The organism is Frigoribacterium sp. CFBP 8759 (assembly GCF_014841655.1).
Classification (GTDB): domain Bacteria; phylum Actinomycetota; class Actinomycetes; order Actinomycetales; family Microbacteriaceae; genus Frigoribacterium.
Genome location: NZ_JACYUH010000002.1, coordinates 830,669 through 847,829, shown reverse-complemented (window position 1 = coordinate 847,829; position 17,161 = coordinate 830,669). Strand labels below are relative to the sequence as shown.

Annotated in this window: 16 protein-coding genes; 10 read left to right on the top strand and 6 right to left on the bottom strand. The window is 70.6% G+C overall.

Features of this window, described 5'->3' with window-relative positions; translation table 11 throughout:
- Positions 1-26: 26 nt before the first annotated feature.
- Together IFT79_RS09240 and IFT79_RS09235 are read left to right on the top strand one after the other, a co-directional pair.
- Positions 27-413, top strand: a complete 387-nt coding sequence (locus tag IFT79_RS09240; RefSeq protein WP_056045002.1) for a VOC family protein — start codon at positions 27-29, stop codon at positions 411-413.
- A 209-nt stretch (positions 414-622) separates the two neighbouring features.
- The gene (locus IFT79_RS09235) at positions 623-1,600 is read left to right on the top strand and encodes an NUDIX domain-containing protein (protein ID WP_192123718.1); all 978 of its coding nucleotides are present in this window, start codon (positions 623-625) and stop codon (positions 1,598-1,600) included.
- A gap of 60 nt (positions 1,601-1,660) precedes the next feature.
- Here the strand turns inward: IFT79_RS09235 and IFT79_RS09230 are convergent, their stop codons facing one another.
- Positions 1,661-3,151 (bottom strand): S1C family serine protease, encoded by a 1,491-nt coding sequence (locus IFT79_RS09230; RefSeq protein ID WP_192123716.1) that lies wholly within the window; start codon positions 3,149-3,151, stop codon positions 1,661-1,663.
- Positions 3,152-3,384: 233 nt separating this feature from the next.
- Here IFT79_RS09230 and IFT79_RS09225 point away from each other — a divergent pair, with 233 nt between their 5' ends.
- The 3 genes from IFT79_RS09225 (at position 3,385) to IFT79_RS09215 (ending at position 5,277) form a co-directional block, all read left to right on the top strand.
- Positions 3,385-3,873: an FHA domain-containing protein gene (locus IFT79_RS09225; protein WP_056045006.1), complete on the top strand. Its 489-nt coding sequence runs from the start codon at positions 3,385-3,387 to the stop codon at positions 3,871-3,873.
- Between the two features lie 2 nt (positions 3,874-3,875).
- Positions 3,876-4,574 (top strand): transcriptional regulator FtsR, encoded by a 699-nt coding sequence (gene ftsR, locus IFT79_RS09220; RefSeq protein ID WP_056045008.1) that lies wholly within the window; start codon positions 3,876-3,878, stop codon positions 4,572-4,574.
- Between the two features lie 154 nt (positions 4,575-4,728).
- Entirely contained in the window at positions 4,729-5,277 is a 549-nt protein-coding gene (locus tag IFT79_RS09215) for a MerR family transcriptional regulator (protein WP_192123714.1), read from the top strand.
- A gap of 93 nt (positions 5,278-5,370) precedes the next feature.
- Here the strand turns inward: IFT79_RS09215 and IFT79_RS09210 are convergent, their stop codons facing one another.
- Positions 5,371-6,183 (bottom strand): ParA family protein, encoded by an 813-nt coding sequence (locus tag IFT79_RS09210; RefSeq protein ID WP_054146774.1) that lies wholly within the window; start codon positions 6,181-6,183, stop codon positions 5,371-5,373.
- A 160-nt stretch (positions 6,184-6,343) separates the two neighbouring features.
- Here IFT79_RS09210 and def point away from each other — a divergent pair, with 160 nt between their 5' ends.
- Positions 6,344-6,841 carry a peptide deformylase gene (gene def / locus IFT79_RS09205; protein ID WP_192123712.1) on the top strand — a complete coding sequence of 166 codons (498 nt, stop codon included), beginning with the start codon at positions 6,344-6,346 and terminating at the stop codon, positions 6,839-6,841.
- On the opposite strand, the gene IFT79_RS09200 is transcribed toward def, so the two are convergent.
- Positions 6,842-8,680, bottom strand: coding sequence for an AMP-dependent synthetase/ligase (locus tag IFT79_RS09200; protein ID WP_173150805.1), 1,839 nt, complete (start codon positions 8,678-8,680; stop codon positions 6,842-6,844).
- A gap of 101 nt (positions 8,681-8,781) precedes the next feature.
- Between IFT79_RS09200 and IFT79_RS09195 the strand changes: the two genes are divergently transcribed.
- The 3 genes from IFT79_RS09195 (at position 8,782) to IFT79_RS09185 (ending at position 11,879) form a co-directional block, all read left to right on the top strand.
- On the top strand, positions 8,782-9,735 hold the full coding sequence (locus IFT79_RS09195) for an ROK family glucokinase (RefSeq protein ID WP_192123710.1): 954 nt from the start codon (positions 8,782-8,784) through the stop codon (positions 9,733-9,735).
- Between the two features lie 30 nt (positions 9,736-9,765).
- Positions 9,766-10,455: a lysophospholipid acyltransferase family protein gene (locus IFT79_RS09190; protein ID WP_056045016.1), complete on the top strand. Its 690-nt coding sequence runs from the start codon at positions 9,766-9,768 to the stop codon at positions 10,453-10,455.
- Positions 10,456-10,550: 95 nt separating this feature from the next.
- A complete protein-coding gene (locus IFT79_RS09185; protein ID WP_056047376.1) occupies positions 10,551-11,879 on the top strand; it encodes a class II 3-deoxy-7-phosphoheptulonate synthase in 1,329 nt (442 codons plus the stop codon).
- Positions 11,880-11,991: 112 nt separating this feature from the next.
- On the opposite strand, the gene pknB is transcribed toward IFT79_RS09185, so the two are convergent.
- Both pknB and IFT79_RS09175 read right to left on the bottom strand, forming a co-directional pair.
- A complete protein-coding gene (pknB, locus tag IFT79_RS09180; RefSeq protein WP_123570012.1) occupies positions 11,992-13,950 on the bottom strand; it encodes a Stk1 family PASTA domain-containing Ser/Thr kinase in 1,959 nt (652 codons plus the stop codon).
- Positions 13,951-14,036: 86 nt separating this feature from the next.
- A complete protein-coding gene (locus IFT79_RS09175; protein ID WP_249407871.1) occupies positions 14,037-15,383 on the bottom strand; it encodes a muramidase family protein in 1,347 nt (448 codons plus the stop codon).
- A 194-nt stretch (positions 15,384-15,577) separates the two neighbouring features.
- On the opposite strand from IFT79_RS09175, the gene IFT79_RS09170 reads away from it, so the two are divergent.
- Positions 15,578-15,934, top strand: a complete 357-nt coding sequence (locus IFT79_RS09170) for an Rv2175c family DNA-binding protein (protein WP_192123708.1) — start codon at positions 15,578-15,580, stop codon at positions 15,932-15,934.
- Positions 15,935-15,990: 56 nt separating this feature from the next.
- Here IFT79_RS09170 and IFT79_RS09165 read toward each other — a convergent pair whose 3' ends face one another.
- Positions 15,991-17,112 carry a polyprenyl synthetase family protein gene (locus IFT79_RS09165; protein WP_173150808.1) on the bottom strand — a complete coding sequence of 374 codons (1,122 nt, stop codon included), beginning with the start codon at positions 17,110-17,112 and terminating at the stop codon, positions 15,991-15,993.
- Positions 17,113-17,161: the final 49 nt, after the last annotated feature.

Sequence of the window (17,161 nt, the reverse complement as noted above, 5' to 3'; positions counted from 1 at the left end):
CGTCCCGCGTCAGAGAGGGGCCACCCGTGTTCCGTCCTCGGTCCGGCTACTCCGGGTTCAGCGTCGACGACGTGGCGGCCGCCACGTCCTTCTACCGCGACGTCCTCGGCCTCGAGATCGAGGTCCTCGTCGACGGTCAGATGTTCCGCCTCCGCCTCCCGGGAGGCGCGGCGTGGGTGTTCGTGTACGGCAAGCCCGACCACGCCCCCGCGTCGTACACCGTCCTCAACCTCGTCGTCGACGACGTCGACGCCGCCCTCGACGCGCTGGCCGAGCGGGGCCTCGAACCGCTCCACCTCGGCGGGTACTCCGACGAGCGGGGCGTCATGCGGGGGCGCAGCGTCGACCTGGGCCCCGACATCGCCTGGTTCACCGACCCGGCGGGCAACGTCTTCTCCGTCCAGCAGCCCTGATCGCCCGGTCCGACGCGCGAGCCGGGGAGGCGCGGTGCCGGACCCGGGGGAGGGCTGGCCCGACATCGGGTTCCGGGCCAGCCCCAGGTGTGCCTTCGGAACTGCCGCACCCATCGGTTTGGTCGCCCGCCACCGCGTCGACCCGTCGACCTGACGTCCTGCGCACGACGCGGCCACCGCCTCCTCGTCCCTGTGGCAAGCTCGACGGTGTGAACACGCACGAGCCCGCGGACGGCTGGGTCGAGGCCCCCGACGGGCGTCGGTTCTGGGGCCGTGCCGGTGCCGCGGGCCTGCTCGTCGTCGACCCGGACGACCGGGTGCTGTTGCAGCACCGGGCCGACTGGAGCCACTTCGGCGGCACCTGGGGGCTCCCCGGCGGAGCCCGCCACCACGACGAGAGCGCGGTACAGGGCGCTCTGCGCGAGAGCGGCGAAGAGGCGGCGGTGCCGGCCGACGCGCTGCGCCTGCTGTTCGCCGCCGAGCTCGACCTCGGCTTCTGGTCGTACACGACCGTCGTGGCCCGGGCCGTGCGCCCGTTCGAGCCCGTCGTCTCGGACGCCGAGAGCATCGCCCTGGGCTGGGTGCCCGTCGACGAGGTGGCCGACCTCCCGCTCCATCCCGGATTCGCCGCGTCGTGGCCGAGGCTCCGATCCGAACTCGGGGGCCGGGTGCACGTCGTCGTCGACGTCGCGAACGTCCTCGGCTCACGTCCCGACGGGTGGTGGCGCGATCGGGTCGGTGCCACGACTCGGTTCCTGGAGTCCCTCTCGCGGGGTGCCCGGGACGGAGTGGCCGAGGCGCTCGTCGCACCCGGTGGCGGCGGGACCCCCGCGGCGACGGGTCGGCCGGACGCCGACGGCTCCTCGACGGACGCCGCGGCGTTCGCGGACGGCTCCACCGGCGAGCCTCCCGGGGCACCCACCTGGCGGTGGCCGGACGTGACCGCCGTCGTCGAGGGCGAGGCCCGTGCCGTCGGTGGGTCGTTCCCCGGCCTGACCGTCGTCCGGGCCGAGGCCGACGGCGACTCGGCGATCGTGGCCCGCGTGCACGACCTGCGGGACGTGTCCGGCGTGGCGCCGCGCGTCGTCGTCGTCACCGCCGACCGCGGCCTCGCCGACCGGGTCGGAGCCCTCGGGGCCACGCTCGTGCGTCCGGGCGCCCTCCGCCGCGCGGTGGGCCTCGACTGACACGGACGAACGGCCCGCTCCACCGGTCGGTGGAGCGGACCGTTCACGTCCGGTCCCGGGTCAGGCGGCGGGGCCGTCGCCCAGCGTGACGGTCGCGGTGTGGGACGCACCCGTCGTGTCGGTCCAGGTGACCGAGACCTGGTCACCCGAGTCGTGCGCCTGGATCGCGGCGGTGAGTGCGGACGCGTCCGCCACGGCCGTGCCGTCGATCGCGGTGATCACGTCCCCGGCGACCAGGCCGGCCGACGCCGCCGCGCTGCCCTCGACCGTGCCGGCGATCGTGACGCCGCCCGCGGTGCCGGTCGCCGTGCTCGAGATCTGCGCGCCGAGGAAGGCGGGCAGGCCGATCTGCACGGTCGAGCTCCCCGTGCCCGACTGGATCTGCTTGGCGATGGCCAGGGCGTGGTCGATCGGGATGGCGTAGCCGGTCACCGTCGACGATCCCTGCGAGGCGGCCGTCACGATGCCGACGACGTCGCCGTCACCGTCACGGAGGGGACCGCCGGAGTCGCCCGACACCACGTCCGCGTCGACCTCGATGAGACCGGACAGCGACTCGGTGCCCGATCCGGACTCGCTCTGCACCGTGATCGACTGGTCCGTGGCGAGGACGGTCCCCTCGGCGGTGACCAGGTCGCCCGTGCCCTCGGCGTTGCCCGTCGAGTGGACGACGTCCCCCGTGGCGACGTCGCCGGACGCGTCGAAGCTCACCGGGGTGAGGCCCGTCGCGTCCTGCAGCTTCAGCACGGCCACGTCGTTCGTGGCATCCGTGCCGACGACGTCGGCCGTGTAGGTCGTGCCGGTGGACTCGACGGTCACCTGGATGCTGGTCGCGCCCTGCACGACGTGGTTGTTCGTCAGGATGAGCCCTCCGGAGGTCAGGATCATGCCCGTGCCGGCGGATTTGTACGAGGCGTCGTAGTTCAGCGTCGACACGATGGTCACGACGCCGGCCGTCTCCTCGGCGGTGGCCGCGGTGGCGCTGGTCTGGGTCGAGGTGCCCTGCGACGAACCGTCCTGCGACGACCCGTCCTGGGGGCTCGAACCCCCGAAGGGCGATGCCGGGTCGCTCGATCCACCTCCCGGCCGCGTGAGCTGGGGGAGCAGCTCGAGCGCCTGGCGTTCGCTCGCGGCCTGGGCCGCCGCGGTGCCGGCGGAGCGACCGGCGGCGTAGGCGCCGCCGCCCGCCGCACCCGCGACGATGACGACGGCGGCGGCCGCACCGGTGAGGGCGAGCCACTTCTTCGAGCGGCGCGGCCTCGTGGCGCCGCCGAAGGCCGGGGGCACCGTGCCGTCCGCGCCGTCGCCACCCCGCACCGTCGATGCGCCGGCCGCCGCGTCGTAGGCCTGGTGGGCGTCGTCGCGGGCCATCCAGGTGGGAGCCGCCGACACGTAGCGTGCGTCCGACGCGCCGGTGACGTGGGGGAGCGTGCGAGCCTCGGCGGGCTGCTCGACGCCCTCGCCGGCAGGCGGGGCGGTCGACGGGGAGGGCGTCACGGGCGTGGCGTCGTCCGGGGTGCCGGTCGTGTTGTCGCCGTCTCGGTCGTTCATGGTGTGCCTCCTGTGGCGGTGGTGGTGACGTGGGGTCCATGCAACGGCGCGACCCCAAGAGATCCCTATGACCGGACCGTGAGGCGGTGGGGAGTCCCATGAGGAGGCGCGGTGAACGGAGCCGAGATCGCCTCACCATCACTCGCACCGCGATCTGCAGGGGTCGGTCCCCGAAATCGGTTCCCGACGAGGGTCGGAGTTCCGATACGCTGGGACGCCAAAGGAGGTCCACGATGGCAGAGCCCGCCAACCCGGCACCCGGCGAGCAGGACCGCGCTCCCGGCGCCCCTCGCGAGGTCGACACGACCCTCAGCTTCAACGAAGAGTTCCAGGCGCAACTGGCCGCTCTCGAGAGCGGCGTGTCCACCGACGAGCGTGACGCCGTCGCCGCACTGCCTTCGGGCTCCGCGCTGCTCGTGGTCCGTCGTGGCCCCAACATCGGCGCCCGGTTCCTCCTCGACTCGGACGTCACGGTCGCCGGACGTCACCCCGAGGCCGGCATCTTCCTCGACGACGTCACGGTCAGCCGCAAGCACGCCGAGTTCCGTCGCGAGGGCAGCACCTTCAGCGTGCGCGATCTCGGGTCGCTGAACGGCACCTACTTCGACGGCGTCCGCATCGACGAGGCCCGGCTCTCCGACGGAGCCGAGGTCCAGGTCGGCAAGTTCCGCCTCACGTTCTACGCATCGCGGGTCGACCTCGCGAACCTGGCGATCAAGTAGTCGTGCCCCGCACCGCCACCGCCCGGTCGTCGCAGACCGGGCCGTCCGACCTGCTGACGATCGGGCAGGTCCTCTCACGGCTCAAGCCCGAGTTCCCCGACCTGTCGAACAGCAAGCTGCGCTTCCTCGAAGAGCGCGAGTTGGTCACCCCGGTGCGTACCCCGTCCGGCTACCGCAAGTTCTCACCGGCGGACGTCGAGCGGCTCCGCTTCATCCTCGGTCTGCAGCGCGACCACTACCTGCCGCTCAAGGTCATCAGGCAACACCTCGCCGACCTCGACGCGGGCCGACCGGCGTCCCTCCCGTCAGGGGCGGCGCCCGTCTCGATCCTGACCCACGGTCGGCGACTCGGTCGCGACGAGTTGCTCCGCGAGACCGGCGCCACGCCCGCCCTGCTCGACGAGGCCGTCTCGGCGTCTCTCCTCCCGTCGGCGGGGCACTACGGCGACGAGTCGATCTCGGTGTTGTCGGCCCTGGTCGAGCTGGGCAGGTCGGGCATCGAGCCTCGTCACCTCCGGACGGTCCGGGCCTCGGTCGACCGCGAACTCGGCCTCATCGAGACGGCCCTCGCGCCACTCGCCCGGAAGCACGACGCGGCCTCCCGGGCGCGGGTCGCCGAGCTGTCCCGTGAGCTCGCGGCGCAGGTCGACGTCGTCCGGTCGGGGCTCGTCCGGTCGGCTCTGGGGCGACTCGACGCCTAGACGTCTGCCCTCCGGGCGAATATCCTCGACACGCCGACCCGTCGATGCGAATGTCGCCCAGGCAGCTCCCCGTTGTGGGTACCGTGAGTCCTGTACAACCATCAACCCGATGTTGAACGTTGAGCTCCGGAAGTAGAACGTGGAAGGCAACAGCATGAGTGAGTCAGGTTCCTCCGAGGAATCCCGCTACGAGCTGGGTCTGCTCTTCACCGACGGCCTGCCCGAACACGACGCCGACAGCGGCTACCGCGGTACGGTCGCGGCCAAGGCCGCCGGCATCAGCTACCGCCAGCTCGACTACTGGGCCCGCACCGAACTCGTCCAGCCGACCATCCGCGGCGCGGCCGGCTCCGGTTCACAACGCCTCTACGGGTTCCGCGACATCCTCGTCCTCAAACTCGTCAAGCGCCTCCTCGACACGGGCATCTCGCTCCAGCAGATCCGCACGGCCGTCAACCAGCTCCGTGAGGCCGGGGTGAACGATCTCGCCCAGACGACCCTGATGAGCGACGGTGCGAGCGTCTACCTGTGCACGTCGGACGACGAGGTCATCGACCTCGTCAGCCGCGGTCAGGGCGTGTTCGGCATCGCCGTGGGCAAGGTCCTCCGCGAGGTCGAGTCGAGTCTCGTCGAGATCGACAGCACCCCCGCCGCCGATCCCTCCGACGAGCTCGCGGCGCGACGCGGCACCCGAGCCAGCTGACCACACCTCGACCGCGAGTGGCGGTCGAGGACGATGAAGGCCCCGCACGAGATCGTGCGGGGCCTTCGTCGTGTGCAGCTAGGACCGCGGAGGTCAGCGGGCAGCAGGCTCGGCGTAGTCGCCGATCTTGGCCGTCCGCATGATGCGTTCGAGGAGCTGGTCGAAGTTGCGGGCCATCTCCTGGGCGCTCTCACCGGGCCAGGCGTGCAGCGGCTTGGCGGCACCCTGTGCCTGTTGCAGCGACGTACGCTCGGGCAGCTGGGGTGACAGGACGAGGGGGCCGAACATGTCGCGCAGCTCCTTGATGCGGAACTGGTGCTCGAGGGACTGAACCCGGGCCCGGTTGACGATGATGCCGAGGGGCTGGAGGCGCGGTGACAGGCCTCGACGGATCTCCTCGATCGCCCGGAGCGCCCGGTCGGCGGCGGCCACGCTGAACAGGCCTGGTTCGGTGACGACCGTCACGCGGTCGGATGCGGCCCAGGCCGTGCGCGTGAGGGCGTTGAGCGATGGGGCGCAGTCGATCAGGACGAGGTCGTAGTCGGCCTCGACGTTGGCGAGGGCCTCTTCGAGCTTCCAGATGTCGCGGATCGACGGGTGCGGACCGTCGAAGTTGATGGCCGAGGGGCTGCCGATCATGACGTCGACCTTGCCCTGGCGGCCCTTGGTCCACCCGCTGGGGGCGATCGCCGCCCGGACCGTCTTCTCTTTGGGCGACGCGAGGACGTCCGCCACGTTGAGGTGGCCCGAGACCGTGATGTCGAGGCCGGTCGAGACGTCGGACTGGGGATCGAGGTCGACGACGAGGGTCCTGAGACCTTTGGCGAAGGCGGCCGACGTGAGTCCGAGCGTCACCGTCGTCTTGCCGACGCCCCCTTTGAGAGAGCTGACGCTGAGTACATGCACGACACAGACGATACCTTCACTACTGTTGAATCACCCAACAGCCACGTCGATGCGGCGTGCGTCGGCTTCTGCGAAGCGACAGCACCAGCCCACCCGTCGTCGTCACGGTGTCGCGACCCGTCGTCCGCACCACACCCCGACCCACCCCAGGAGGCGCGCCGTGAGCGTGAGACCCATCCGCCTGTTCGGCGATCCCGTCCTACGATCGGCGTCCGACCCCGTGACGGTCGGAGATCCTCGGCTCGCGTCCCTGGTCGAGGACCTCCTCGACACCGTTCGCGAGCCGGGACGAGCCGGGGTCGCGGCCGCCCAGATCGGCGTGTCGCTCCGAGCCTTCAGCTACAACGTCGACGGTGAGGTCGGATACGTCCTCAACCCCGTCGTCGTCGAGGTGTCCGGAGAGAAGACCCTCGTCGACGAGGGGTGCCTCTCGGTGCCGGGGTTCTGGTTTCCCACCCCCCGCTACGAGTACGCCCGTGTCGAGGGGGTCGACCTCGACGGCCAGAAGGTCGTGCTCGAGGGCACGGGACTCATGGCTCAGGCCCTCCAGCACGAGACGGACCACCTCGACGGCACGCTCTACGTGCTCACCCTCGAACCCGAGACGAAGCGCGAGGCCATGCGAGAGATCCGCGCCGCCGACTGGTGGCGCGCCTGATCACCGTCCCCGTGCGGTGACCGTGCGCACCGACTCGGTGTCGGGGTGGGCGGTGTAGATGTCGGCGATCTGCTGGGCGAAGTCGTTCAGCACGACGGCACGCTTGACGCTCATCTTGGGCGTGAGATGCCCGCCGGCCTCGGTGAACTCGACCGGCAGGATCTCGAACTTGCGGATCGACTCGGCGCGCGACACGGCGGCGTTCGCACCATCGACGGCTCGTTGGACCTCGGCGCGGACCTTGGGGTGCCGGGCGGCCTCGGCCAACGGCATGTCGGCTGCTTCACCGGCGTTGTTCAGCCACACCGGCAGCATCTCCGTGTCGAGGGTGACGAGGGCCGCGACGAACGGCCGCTGGTCGCCCACGACGACGACCTGGCCGACCAGGGGATTGGCCCTGATCGGGTCCTCGAGGGCGGCAGGGGAGACGTTCTTGCCTCCCGCGGTGACGATGATCTCCTTCTTGCGACCGGTGATCGTCAGGTAACCGTCGGCGTCGAGCGAGCCGAGATCGCCGGTGCGGAACCAGCCGTCGTCGAGGACCTCGGCCGTGGCCTCGTCGGCCTTCCAGTACCCCGCGAAGACGTTGACGCCCTTGACGAGCACTTCTCCGTCGGCGGCGATCGTGATGCCGACGCCTGGGAGTGCCGGGCCCACCGTTCCGATCTTGAACTTGGAGACGAGGTTGACGGCCGCAGGCGCCGTGGTCTCGGTCAGTCCGTACCCCTCGAGGATGCGGATGTCGAGACTCCGGAAGAAATGACCCAGTCGTGTCCCGAGCGGAGCCGAACCCGAGACGGCGTAGCGGATGTTGCCGCCCATGGCCTTCTTGAGCTTGCTGTAGACCAGGCGGTCGAACAGTGCGAAGCGGAGCTTGAGTCCCAGGGGCACGGTGCCCTCGTCGAGCGCGCGACTGTGGGCGATCGCGACGGCCACGGCCTGCCGGAAGATGCCGCCCTTGCCCCCGGCCTCGGCTTTCTGCTCCGCCGAGTTGTAGACCTTCTCGAAGACGCGGGGGACCGCGAGCAGGAAGCTCGGCTTGAACGAGGCCAGCGACGGCAGCAACTGCTTGGTGTCCGCCTGGTGCCCGACCTTCACGCCGGCGTGGACCGACATCACGGCGATGAAGCGCGCGAAGACGTGCGCGGTCGTCACGAACAAGAGGGTGGAGGAGCCGGGCGCCACGACGTCGCTCATGGCGACGGCGGCGTTCCGGCTCGTCTCGACGAAGTTGGCGTGGGTGAGCACGCAGCCCTTGGGCCGGCCGGTGGTGCCCGACGTGTAGATGATCGTCGCGACGTCCGCGGCGACGGCCGCGCTCCGGCGGCGTTCGAGTTCGTCGTCGGACACGTCGACACCGGACGCGGCCAGCTTGTCGAGGTCTCCGAGGTCGACCTGCCAGACCCGTGTCACGGCAGGCAACTCGGGGTGCACCTCGTCGAACCGCGAGAAGTGGTCCGCGGTCTCGACGATGACGGCCACGGCCTCGGAGTCGCTGAGGTTCCAGTGGACCTGTGCCGGCGACGACGTCTCGTAGACGGGGACGAGCAGGGCGCCTGCGAACCAGGTCGCGAAGTCGATGAGCGTCCACTCGTAGCGCGTGCGGCACATCAGGCCGATCTTGTCGCCCGGTTCGACGCCCGCGGCGATCAGGCCCTTCGCGAGTGCGCGCACCTGCTCGAGGAACCGAGCCGCCGTGATGTCGCGCCAGCCACCTCGTCCGTCCGGCACGGAGAAGAGTGGTTCGTCGGGCGTGGCCGCCGCCCGCGCGAGCAACAGGTCGGTGGCGTTCGCGGACGGGTCGGCGGGGACGGCGGGGGGGACGATGTGTTCGTTCACGGCAGCTCCTTCGGTACCGAACGATGGTCCGACCACCCTAACGCGGCCTCGCAGGAGCGGGTGCCCGAGGTGGAGGGTCGTCGAGGATAGACTCGATCCTCGTGCAGGCAATCGGAATCGACATCGGTGGGACGAAGATCGCGGGCGGGGTGGTCACCGAGTTCGGCGAGATCGTCGACGAAGAGCGCGTGGCGACGCCCGCGGGCGACGCGGGTGCGATCGTCGACGCGGTCGTCGAGATGGTCACCTCCTTGCAGGCACGCCACCCCGACGTCGCCGCCGCCGGTGTCGCGGCGCCCGGCTTCATCGACGCCGCACAGTCGACCGTGTACTACACGCCCAACATCGCGTGGCGCAACGAGCCCCTCCGGGCCCGGCTGTCCGAACGGCTCGACCTGCACATCACCATCGACAACGACGCCAACGCCGCCGGCTGGGCCGAGTTCCGGTTCGGGGCCGGTCGTCTCGCCAGCGACATGACCATGCTCACCATCGGCACGGGGGTGGGCGGTGCCATCGTGGCGCAGGACCGCCTCCTGCGCGGAGGATTCGGCACGGGTGGCGAACTCGGCCACATGCGCATCGTGCCCGACGGTCTGCCCTGCGGCTGCGGGGCCCGTGGGTGCATCGAGCAGTACGGCTCGGGGCGCGCACTGCTGCGCATCGCCGGTGAGGTGGCCGACGAGGGCGGCCTCGGCCGCGGTCTTGCGGACGTCCGCACGGCGAACGGCGGCGAGCTCTCCGGTCACGACGTCAGCTTGTTGCTGCAGTCCGGTGACGACGGTGCCGTCGAGGCCCTGCGCCGCCTCGGGACCTGGCTCGGACAAGCCGCCGCGTCGCTGAGCGCGATCCTCGATCCGCAGGTGTTCGTCTTCGGCGGCGGGGTCGCGCAATCGGGCGAACTGCTGCTGGCACCCGTCCGCGCTGCCTACCTCGAGCACCTGCCCGCTCGCGGTTACCACCCCGAGCCCGAGTTCGTGATCGCCGAGCTGGTGAACGACGCGGGGGTCGTGGGCGCCGCCGACCTCGCCCGCCTCCACGCCAGCGACCGCTAGACTCCCGACGCCCCGACGAGAGGAGCACCGATGCTCTACTGGTTCCTGAAGACGATGGTCGCGAGTCCGCTCGTCCTGTCGATCTTCCGACCGTGGGTCAGCGGTCGCGAGCACGTCCCGGCCTCGGGTGCCGTCATCTTCGCGAGCAACCACCTCTCGTTCGTCGACTCGATCTTCCTGCCGCTCGCCCTCGATCGGCGCATCTCCTTCCTCGCCAAGAGCGACTACTTCACCGGCAAGGGCATCAAGGGGTGGGCCATCCGACTGTTCTTCACGGCCACGGGTCAGCTCTCCATCGACCGGTCCGGGGGCAAGGCCTCCGAGGCGTCGCTGGCGACGGGCCTGTCCGTCCTCCGTCGCGGCGAGCAACTCGGCATCTACCCCGAGGGCACCCGCAGCCCCGACGGCAAGCTGTACCGCGGTCGGACGGGCGTGGCGCGCATGATCCTCGAGGGTCACGTGCCCGTGATCCCCGTCGCCATGATCGGAACCGAGAAGGTGATGAAGACCGGTACCAAGATCCCTCGCCTGCACCGGGTCGGGATCGTGTTCGGTGAACCCCTCGACTTCAGCCGCTTCGAGGGCATGGAAGGCGACCGCTTCATCCTGCGGTCCATCACCGACGAGATCATGTACGAGCTCAACGCCCTCAGTGGCCAGCAGTACAGCGACGTCTACGCGACCAGCGTCAAAGAGAAGCGCCCGACCCTTTCACGGTAGGCTCGCCTGTCGAGGTCGTTCGGCCTCGAGACCGTCAAGTGGCAAGGAAGACCGTGGCCCAGCTCACCGAACCGTTCGTCGTCACCGATCCCGACGTGATCGACGGTCTCGACCATTGGCGCACGCTCCCCATCAAGCAGCAGCCCACCTGGCACGACGGTGCAGCCGTCGAGGCCGCCTCGGCCGAGCTGTCCACCCTGCCTCCGCTCGTCTTCGCCGGCGAGGTCGACACGTTGCGCACCAGGCTGGCGTCGGCGGCCCGGGGCGAGGCGTTCCTGCTGCAGGGTGGTGACTGCGCCGAGACCTTCGCGGGAGCGACCGCGGACCAGATCCGCGACCGCGTCAAGACCATCCTGCAGATGGCCGTCGTCCTCACGTACGGCGCGTCCGTCCCCGTGATCAAGATGGGCCGCATGGCCGGCCAGTTCGCCAAGCCGCGCTCGAGCGACACCGAGACCCGGGACGGCGTCACCCTGCCGGCCTACCGCGGTGACATCGTGAACGGATACGACTTCACCCCCGAGTCCCGACGTGCGGATGCCTCGCGGCTCGTGAAGGGCTACCACACCTCCGCCTCGACCATCAATCTGATCCGGGCCTTCACGCAAGGCGGGTTCGCCGACCTCCGCCAGGTGCACAGCTGGAACCAAGGCTTCGCCCGCAACCCGGCCAACGCCGAGTACGAGCACCTCGCCCGCGAGATCGACAAGGCGATCCGGTTCATGGAGGCGGCGGGGGCCGACTTCGACGAACTGAAGCGCGTCGAGTTCTACACCAGCCACGAGGGCCTGCTCATGGACTACGAGCGCCCCCTGACCCGCATCGACTCGCGCACGGGTACGCCGTACGTGCTGTCGTCGCATTTCGTGTGGATCGGCGAGCGGACCCGCGACCTCGACGGTGCCCACGTCGACTTCCTTTCCCGGGTGCGCAACCCGATCGGCGTCAAGCTCGGCCCGACGACGACGGCCGACGACATGTTGCGCCTCATCGACAAGCTCGATCCCGAGCGTGAGCCCGGGCGCCTGACCTTCATCACCCGCATGGGGGCGGGCACCATCCGGGATGCCCTGCCTCCCCTCCTCGAGGCCATCAAGAAGGCCGACGCGACGCCCCTGTGGGTCAGCGATCCGATGCACGGCAACGGTCTGACGACGCCTACGGGCTACAAGACCCGGCGCTTCGAAGAGATCATGGACGAGGTCAAGGGGTTCTTCGAGGCACACCGTGCCGCGGGCACCCACCCGGGCGGAATCCACATCGAGCTGACCGGCGACGACGTCACCGAGTGCCTGGGTGGTTCCGAGCACATCGACGAGGCGACGCTCGCCACCCGCTACGAGTCGCTCTGCGACCCCCGCCTCAACCACATGCAGTCGCTCGAACTGGCCTTCCTGGTGGCCGAGGAACTCGCGGCCGACTGAGCCCGGTCGACACGGCGACGGCCCCGAGACCCTCGGTCCCGGGGCCGTCGCCCTGTCGGTGCCCTCGACCTCGGAGCCCGTCGGTGCCCTCGGCCTCAGGGGAGGCCGGGACTCATTCCACCCGGTACGTGAGCGTGATCGTCGCACCCTTGGTCGCGGTCAGGCCGGCGACGGGGTTCGTCTCGGTGACCGGCAGGCGGGCCTCCCAGTCGTAGAACGCACACGTGAAGGCCGTGCAGGTCGGGTAGCTCACCCGGAAGCCGAGACCCTGCAACTGGGACGTGGCCGCGTCGATGGTCTTGCCTCGGACGTCCGGGATGGTGATGGGCGGCGGACCCTTCGACACGACGAGGTTGACCGTGTCGCCGTGTCGGAGCGGCCCCTCGGCCTGCTGTTCGTACCGGATGACCTCCCCGGAGGCGACCGCATCGCTGAATTCCGTTCCGCTCTCCACACCCGTCAACTGTGCCCCCGCGAGAGCGCCCTGCGCGTCCGCCACCGAGAGGCCCGCCACGTCCGGGACGGGGCCGAGCGAGACGGTGAGCGTCACGGGTCGTCGTTCTCCGTACTGGGCTGCTCCGGCGAGATCGACCGGCGTGTCCGCGTCGTCCACGCCACTGATCCCGAGGACGGTGCCGGCGGCCGACTCGTCGAACTGGCTCGACGTCGGCTGCAGCGTGAAGTCCGAGAGCGCTTCGGTGGCCGCGGTCTCGGTGTCGCCGACGACGGTCGGGACCGGGAGTTGCCGGGGCCCCTGGGAGACGACCAGGGTGATCGTGGACCCCTTCTGCACACGGGTCGTGGCGTCGGGGTCCGTGCGCGCGACCTGGCCCGAGGGCACCACCGGGGAGAAGTCCGTCTGGGGATCGGGGGCGACCACGAAGCCGGCCGACGTGAGGGCGGCCGTCGCCGCGTCCGGTGCCCGTCCTGACACGTCGGGGACGGACGCCTGCGCCCCGGGACCCGAGCCGAACCACCAGCCGGTCCCTCCGGCGAGCAGCGCGACCGCGACGACGACGGCCATGAGCACCCGTCCCCGCCGCCGACGACGGTCGGCGACGGCCGCGAGCGTCGTGGCGGCGTCGTCGGGTGCGGCCTGGACCGGCCCGGTCCGGTGTCGCGCCTTGGGCAGGATCTGCGTCTCGCCCGTGCCGCCGGACGGCAGGACGGAGGTCGCGCCCGCGGCAGGGAGCACCATCGTCCGGTTCGCGGGTGGTCCCGAGGGATCGGCCAGGACCCGTTGCACGTCGAGGAGTTGGTCGAGCAGGGCCCGGGCGTCCCTCGGTCGCTGTTCGGGGTCGCGAGCGGTCGCCCAGAGGACGAGCTCGTCCAGCTCGACCGGCACGCGGGGGTTGGCGGAGCTGGGGGTGGGGACCGTGTCGTTGGCGTGCTGGTAGGCGATCTGCATGGGCTGGTCGCCCTTGTAGGGCTGCTCGCCCGTGAGCATCTCGTACATCATGATGCCGAGCGCGTAGATGTCGCTGCGGGTGTCGGCGATGCCGCGGGTCACGAGCTCGGGGGAGAGGTACGCGATCGTCCCCAGAAGGGCGGCGCCCGTGGCGGTGTTGGCCGTCGCGGCCCGCGCCAGGCCGAAGTCGCCGATCTTGATGCGTCCGTCGTCGGCGAGGAGGACGTTCTCGGGCTTGAGGTCGCGGTGCACGATGCCGGCGCGGTGGGCGGCGGCGAGACCGGCGAGGACGGCTTCGAGGATGTCCATCGCCTGCTCGGGCGTCAGCACCTTGTGGTCCTGCAGGAGTTCGCGCAACGTGATGCCGGGCAGGTACTCCATCACCAGGTAGGCCGACTCGTCGTCCTGGCCCTGGTCGAAGACGTTGACGACGTTGGGGTGGGCCAGGCGGGCGGCCGAGCGCGCCTCCTGGATGAAGCGCTCCTTGAACGACGCGTCGTCGGCCAGGTGGCCGTGCATGATCTTGATCGCGACGCGACGTTCGAGTCGCAGGTCGGTGGCCAGGTACACGGTGGCCATGCCACCTCGGGCGATGCGCGAACGGACCTCGTACCGGCCCTCGATGAGACGGCCGATCATCGGGTCAGTCTGGTTCACGCTCACCTTCGTGATTTTACGGACCGAGAGCCGTGCGGGTGTCCCAACTCACCGCACGGCGGGAAACCGCCCGGCAGGTGGTCGTCCGGGGTTCAGCGCAGGGTCGCGAGCCAGGTGGTGGCCGGAGCTTCCCACTTGGCGTAGGCATCCGGGAACGCCGAGTACTGGACGGCCTGGGCCGCCTTCGTCAGGGACATCGACTGCCACCCCTTGACGTCCAGGAGGCCGCGCGTCTTGCCGGTGTTGGGGTTGCTCGCGCCACCGAAGAAGAGCTTGGTCGCGTGCACCGGGTCGCGCAGCTGGGCCGGGGTGCCCCACCCCGTGCTCGGACGCTGTTGGAAGAGGCCGAGGGAGTCACGGTCGCCGTGGTCGAGGTTGCGCAGGCTGCTCTCCTGGGCGGCCGCGGCCAGGGCGATCACGATCGCACGGTCTCCGACCCCGAGCTGGCGTCCGACCGAGATGATGATCCGGGCGTTGGCGGCCTGCTCGGCGGTCAACGTCGCGCTGACGCCCAGCGGTGCGGCCGACGTCGACGCGACGACGGTCGTGGCGGTCGGCGCGGAGGCGCCGGGGAGGGTGAGCGTCTTGCCGGCGTAGATGGTGCTGGTGAACGAGAGGCCGTTCGCGGCGAGGAGGGCCTTGACGCTCGTCCCCGACTTCGAGGCGATCGAGGCGATGGTGTCACCCCGCTGGATGACGTAGCTGCCCACCGCGGGCCCCCCGGCGGGGGCCGGTGTCGGGGCGGCGGCGGAGGCGCCCGTCGGGACGGTCAGGGTCTGGCCCGGGTAGATGATGCTCGACAGTCCCAGCCCGTTCGCCTGGATGAGCGCGCTGGTCGTGACGCCGTGCGCACGCGCGATGGAACTCAGCGTGTCCCCACGGACGATGACGTACCGGCCGCCCGTCGCCTTGGCCGGGGCGGGCGCGGTGGACGGCTTGGCTGAGGCGCTCGTGGCGGCGCTCAGGCTCAGGGTCTGGCCCGGGAAGATGGTGGACTTCCAGCTGAGGCCGTTGAGGGCGAGCACCGACGCGGTGCTCAGACCGAACGAGCCGGCGATGCTCGCGACCGTGTCGCCCGACTTGACGGTGTACGTGGCGGGGGCCGCGCCGAAGACCGTGGCAGAGGTCGCGGCCGTCTCGACCGTGGCCGCGGTCTTCTGCTCGGGCGCGGACAGTCGAGGAGGCAGCACGGGACGCGGTGACGCGTCGGGCTTCTTCGTCGGGTTCTGGTCGAGGGCGAACACGGGGCCCGTGACGCCCATGCTGAGGGCCATCGAGCCCGCCAGGACGATCGGGACGGTGTTGAGCATCGACCGGGCCATGCGGGAGAGGGGCTTGCGCTCGTCTCCGCCACCGAGGGGGCCGAAGGCGCTGGTCGACCGGGCGTCCTGGGTGGTCACGGACTCGGAGTCGGGGCGGGCGGAACTGACGTCGTTCATGGGCTGATCCTCGGTTCGGGGGCGGGGACACGGTCGCTGGGTGATCGGTGAGCCGCGGTGCCACGTCGTCCAAAGTTGGCACACGTGAATATCCAAGTCAATCAGCGTGACGGATGTTGCGCATGTGACTCGACCCCCCGAGAGGGAGACGAGGAGGCGCAGCGAGGGCCACGAACCCGTGGCAAGGTTGTGGCGTGACCGATCTCTCTCAACGCCCCTGGTTCGCCGACACCGAATGGCTCACCGTGCCCGACCTCGTCGAGCGGCTCGGCCTCGGCGTCAGCCGCGTCCGGCGCCTCCTCGAGGAGCACGTCCTCGTCGGGACCCGCGTGGACGGCGTCACGAAGGTGCCGGCCGTCTTCCTCGACGGCTCCGAGCCGAGGCACGACCTCCGGGGCACCCTGACGGTCCTGTCGGACAACGGGTTCGACGACGACGAGGCCCTCGACTGGATGCTGTCCCACGACGAGGCCCTCGGCGCGAGCCCCGTCGCCGCCCTCCAGGCCGGACGCAAAGCCGAGGTCCGGCGCATCGCGCAGAGCCTCCTCTAGTCCCGATCCGCGCCTCTGGCGGCTGCCGGTCCTCGGCCGCCCTGGCGCAGAGGGCGTCAGGAGGCGCGGCGCGTGACGGTCTCGGCGAGTCGCGTCAACTGCGTCCGGGCCGACGGCGCGAGTCCCGACCTCTCGAGTGCGTGGACGGCACGCTCCACCTGATCGGTGATCGTCTGCTCGACGGCGTCGACGGCACCGCTGTCGCGGAGCGTCGCCTGGAGCATGCTGATCTGGTCGTCGTCGAGTTCGGGGTCACCGAGGAGTTCGTCCAGCAGGCGGACGGCCCCGGGGGGCAGGGCTCGGCGGGCCGTCGCCACGAGGACGGTGCGCTTGCCCTCTCGGAGGTCGTCGCCCGCAGGCTTTCCCGTGACCGAGGGATCGCCGAAGACACCGAGGAGGTCGTCACGCAGCTGGTAGGCGATGCCGAGGGGCAGCCCGAAGTGCCGCAGGGACTCGAGGGCTGGCCGGTCGGCCCCGGCCATGGCCGCGCCGACGGTCAGCGGGGCTTCGACGCTGTACTTCGCCGACTTGTAGACGATGACGCGCTGGGCACGCGGCAACAGCTGCACCTCGTCGACCGTCCGCCAGGCGTTCTCCTCGAGGATGTCGAGGTACTGGCCCACCGTGACCTCGGTCCGCATCCGGTTGAGCTCGAGGCGGGCCGCGCGGGCGGCGTCACGGGACGGGAGGGAGTCCAGGGCCTCGCTGAGGAGTTCGTCGCTCCACGCCAGGAGGAGGTCTCCCATGAGGAGGGCTCCCGAGCGACCGAACGCCTCGGGGGACCCGAGCCAGGCCCCCTCGCGATGCAGGGACTCGAAGCGCCGATGCGCTGCCGGGAGTCCGCGGCGCGTGTCCGAGTTGTCCATGATGTCGTCGTGCACGAGCGCGGCGGCGTGGAAGAACTCGAGCCCCGCCGAAGCGGTCATGACGGCGTCGATCTCGCGTTCGTCGCGGGGCTCCCCGAGGGGATCGAATCCGGTGTCGAGACCGGCGACGGACTGCCAGCCCCAGTAGCAGAACAGAGCCCGGAAGCGTTTCCCGCCGCGAAGCAGATCGCCCGAGTAGAGGGAGAAGGAATCGAGGTCGGGAGCGATGCCCATGAGGGCCGGTCGCTGACGCTCGAGGAACCGATCGATGCGCTCTTGAACGACGTCCACTAACCGCGTACTCTCAGCCACGCTGCCTAGCCTAGCGATAGCTGTCGGGCATACACTCGCAGCTACTCAT

Excerpts from the sequence above, each read along its gene's own strand:
- IFT79_RS09230 (WP_192123716.1), bottom strand. The coding sequence starts at position 3,151 with ATGAACGACCGAGACGGCGACAACACGACCGGCACCCCGGACGACGCC.
- IFT79_RS09225 (WP_056045006.1), top strand. The coding sequence starts at position 3,385 with ATGGCAGAGCCCGCCAACCCGGCACCCGGCGAGCAGGACCGCGCTCCC.
- IFT79_RS09215 (WP_192123714.1), top strand. The coding sequence starts at position 4,729 with ATGAGTGAGTCAGGTTCCTCCGAGGAATCCCGCTACGAGCTGGGTCTG.
- IFT79_RS09190 (WP_056045016.1), top strand. The coding sequence starts at position 9,766 with ATGCTCTACTGGTTCCTGAAGACGATGGTCGCGAGTCCGCTCGTCCTG.
- IFT79_RS09175 (WP_249407871.1), bottom strand. The coding sequence starts at position 15,383 with ATGAACGACGTCAGTTCCGCCCGCCCCGACTCCGAGTCCGTGACCACC.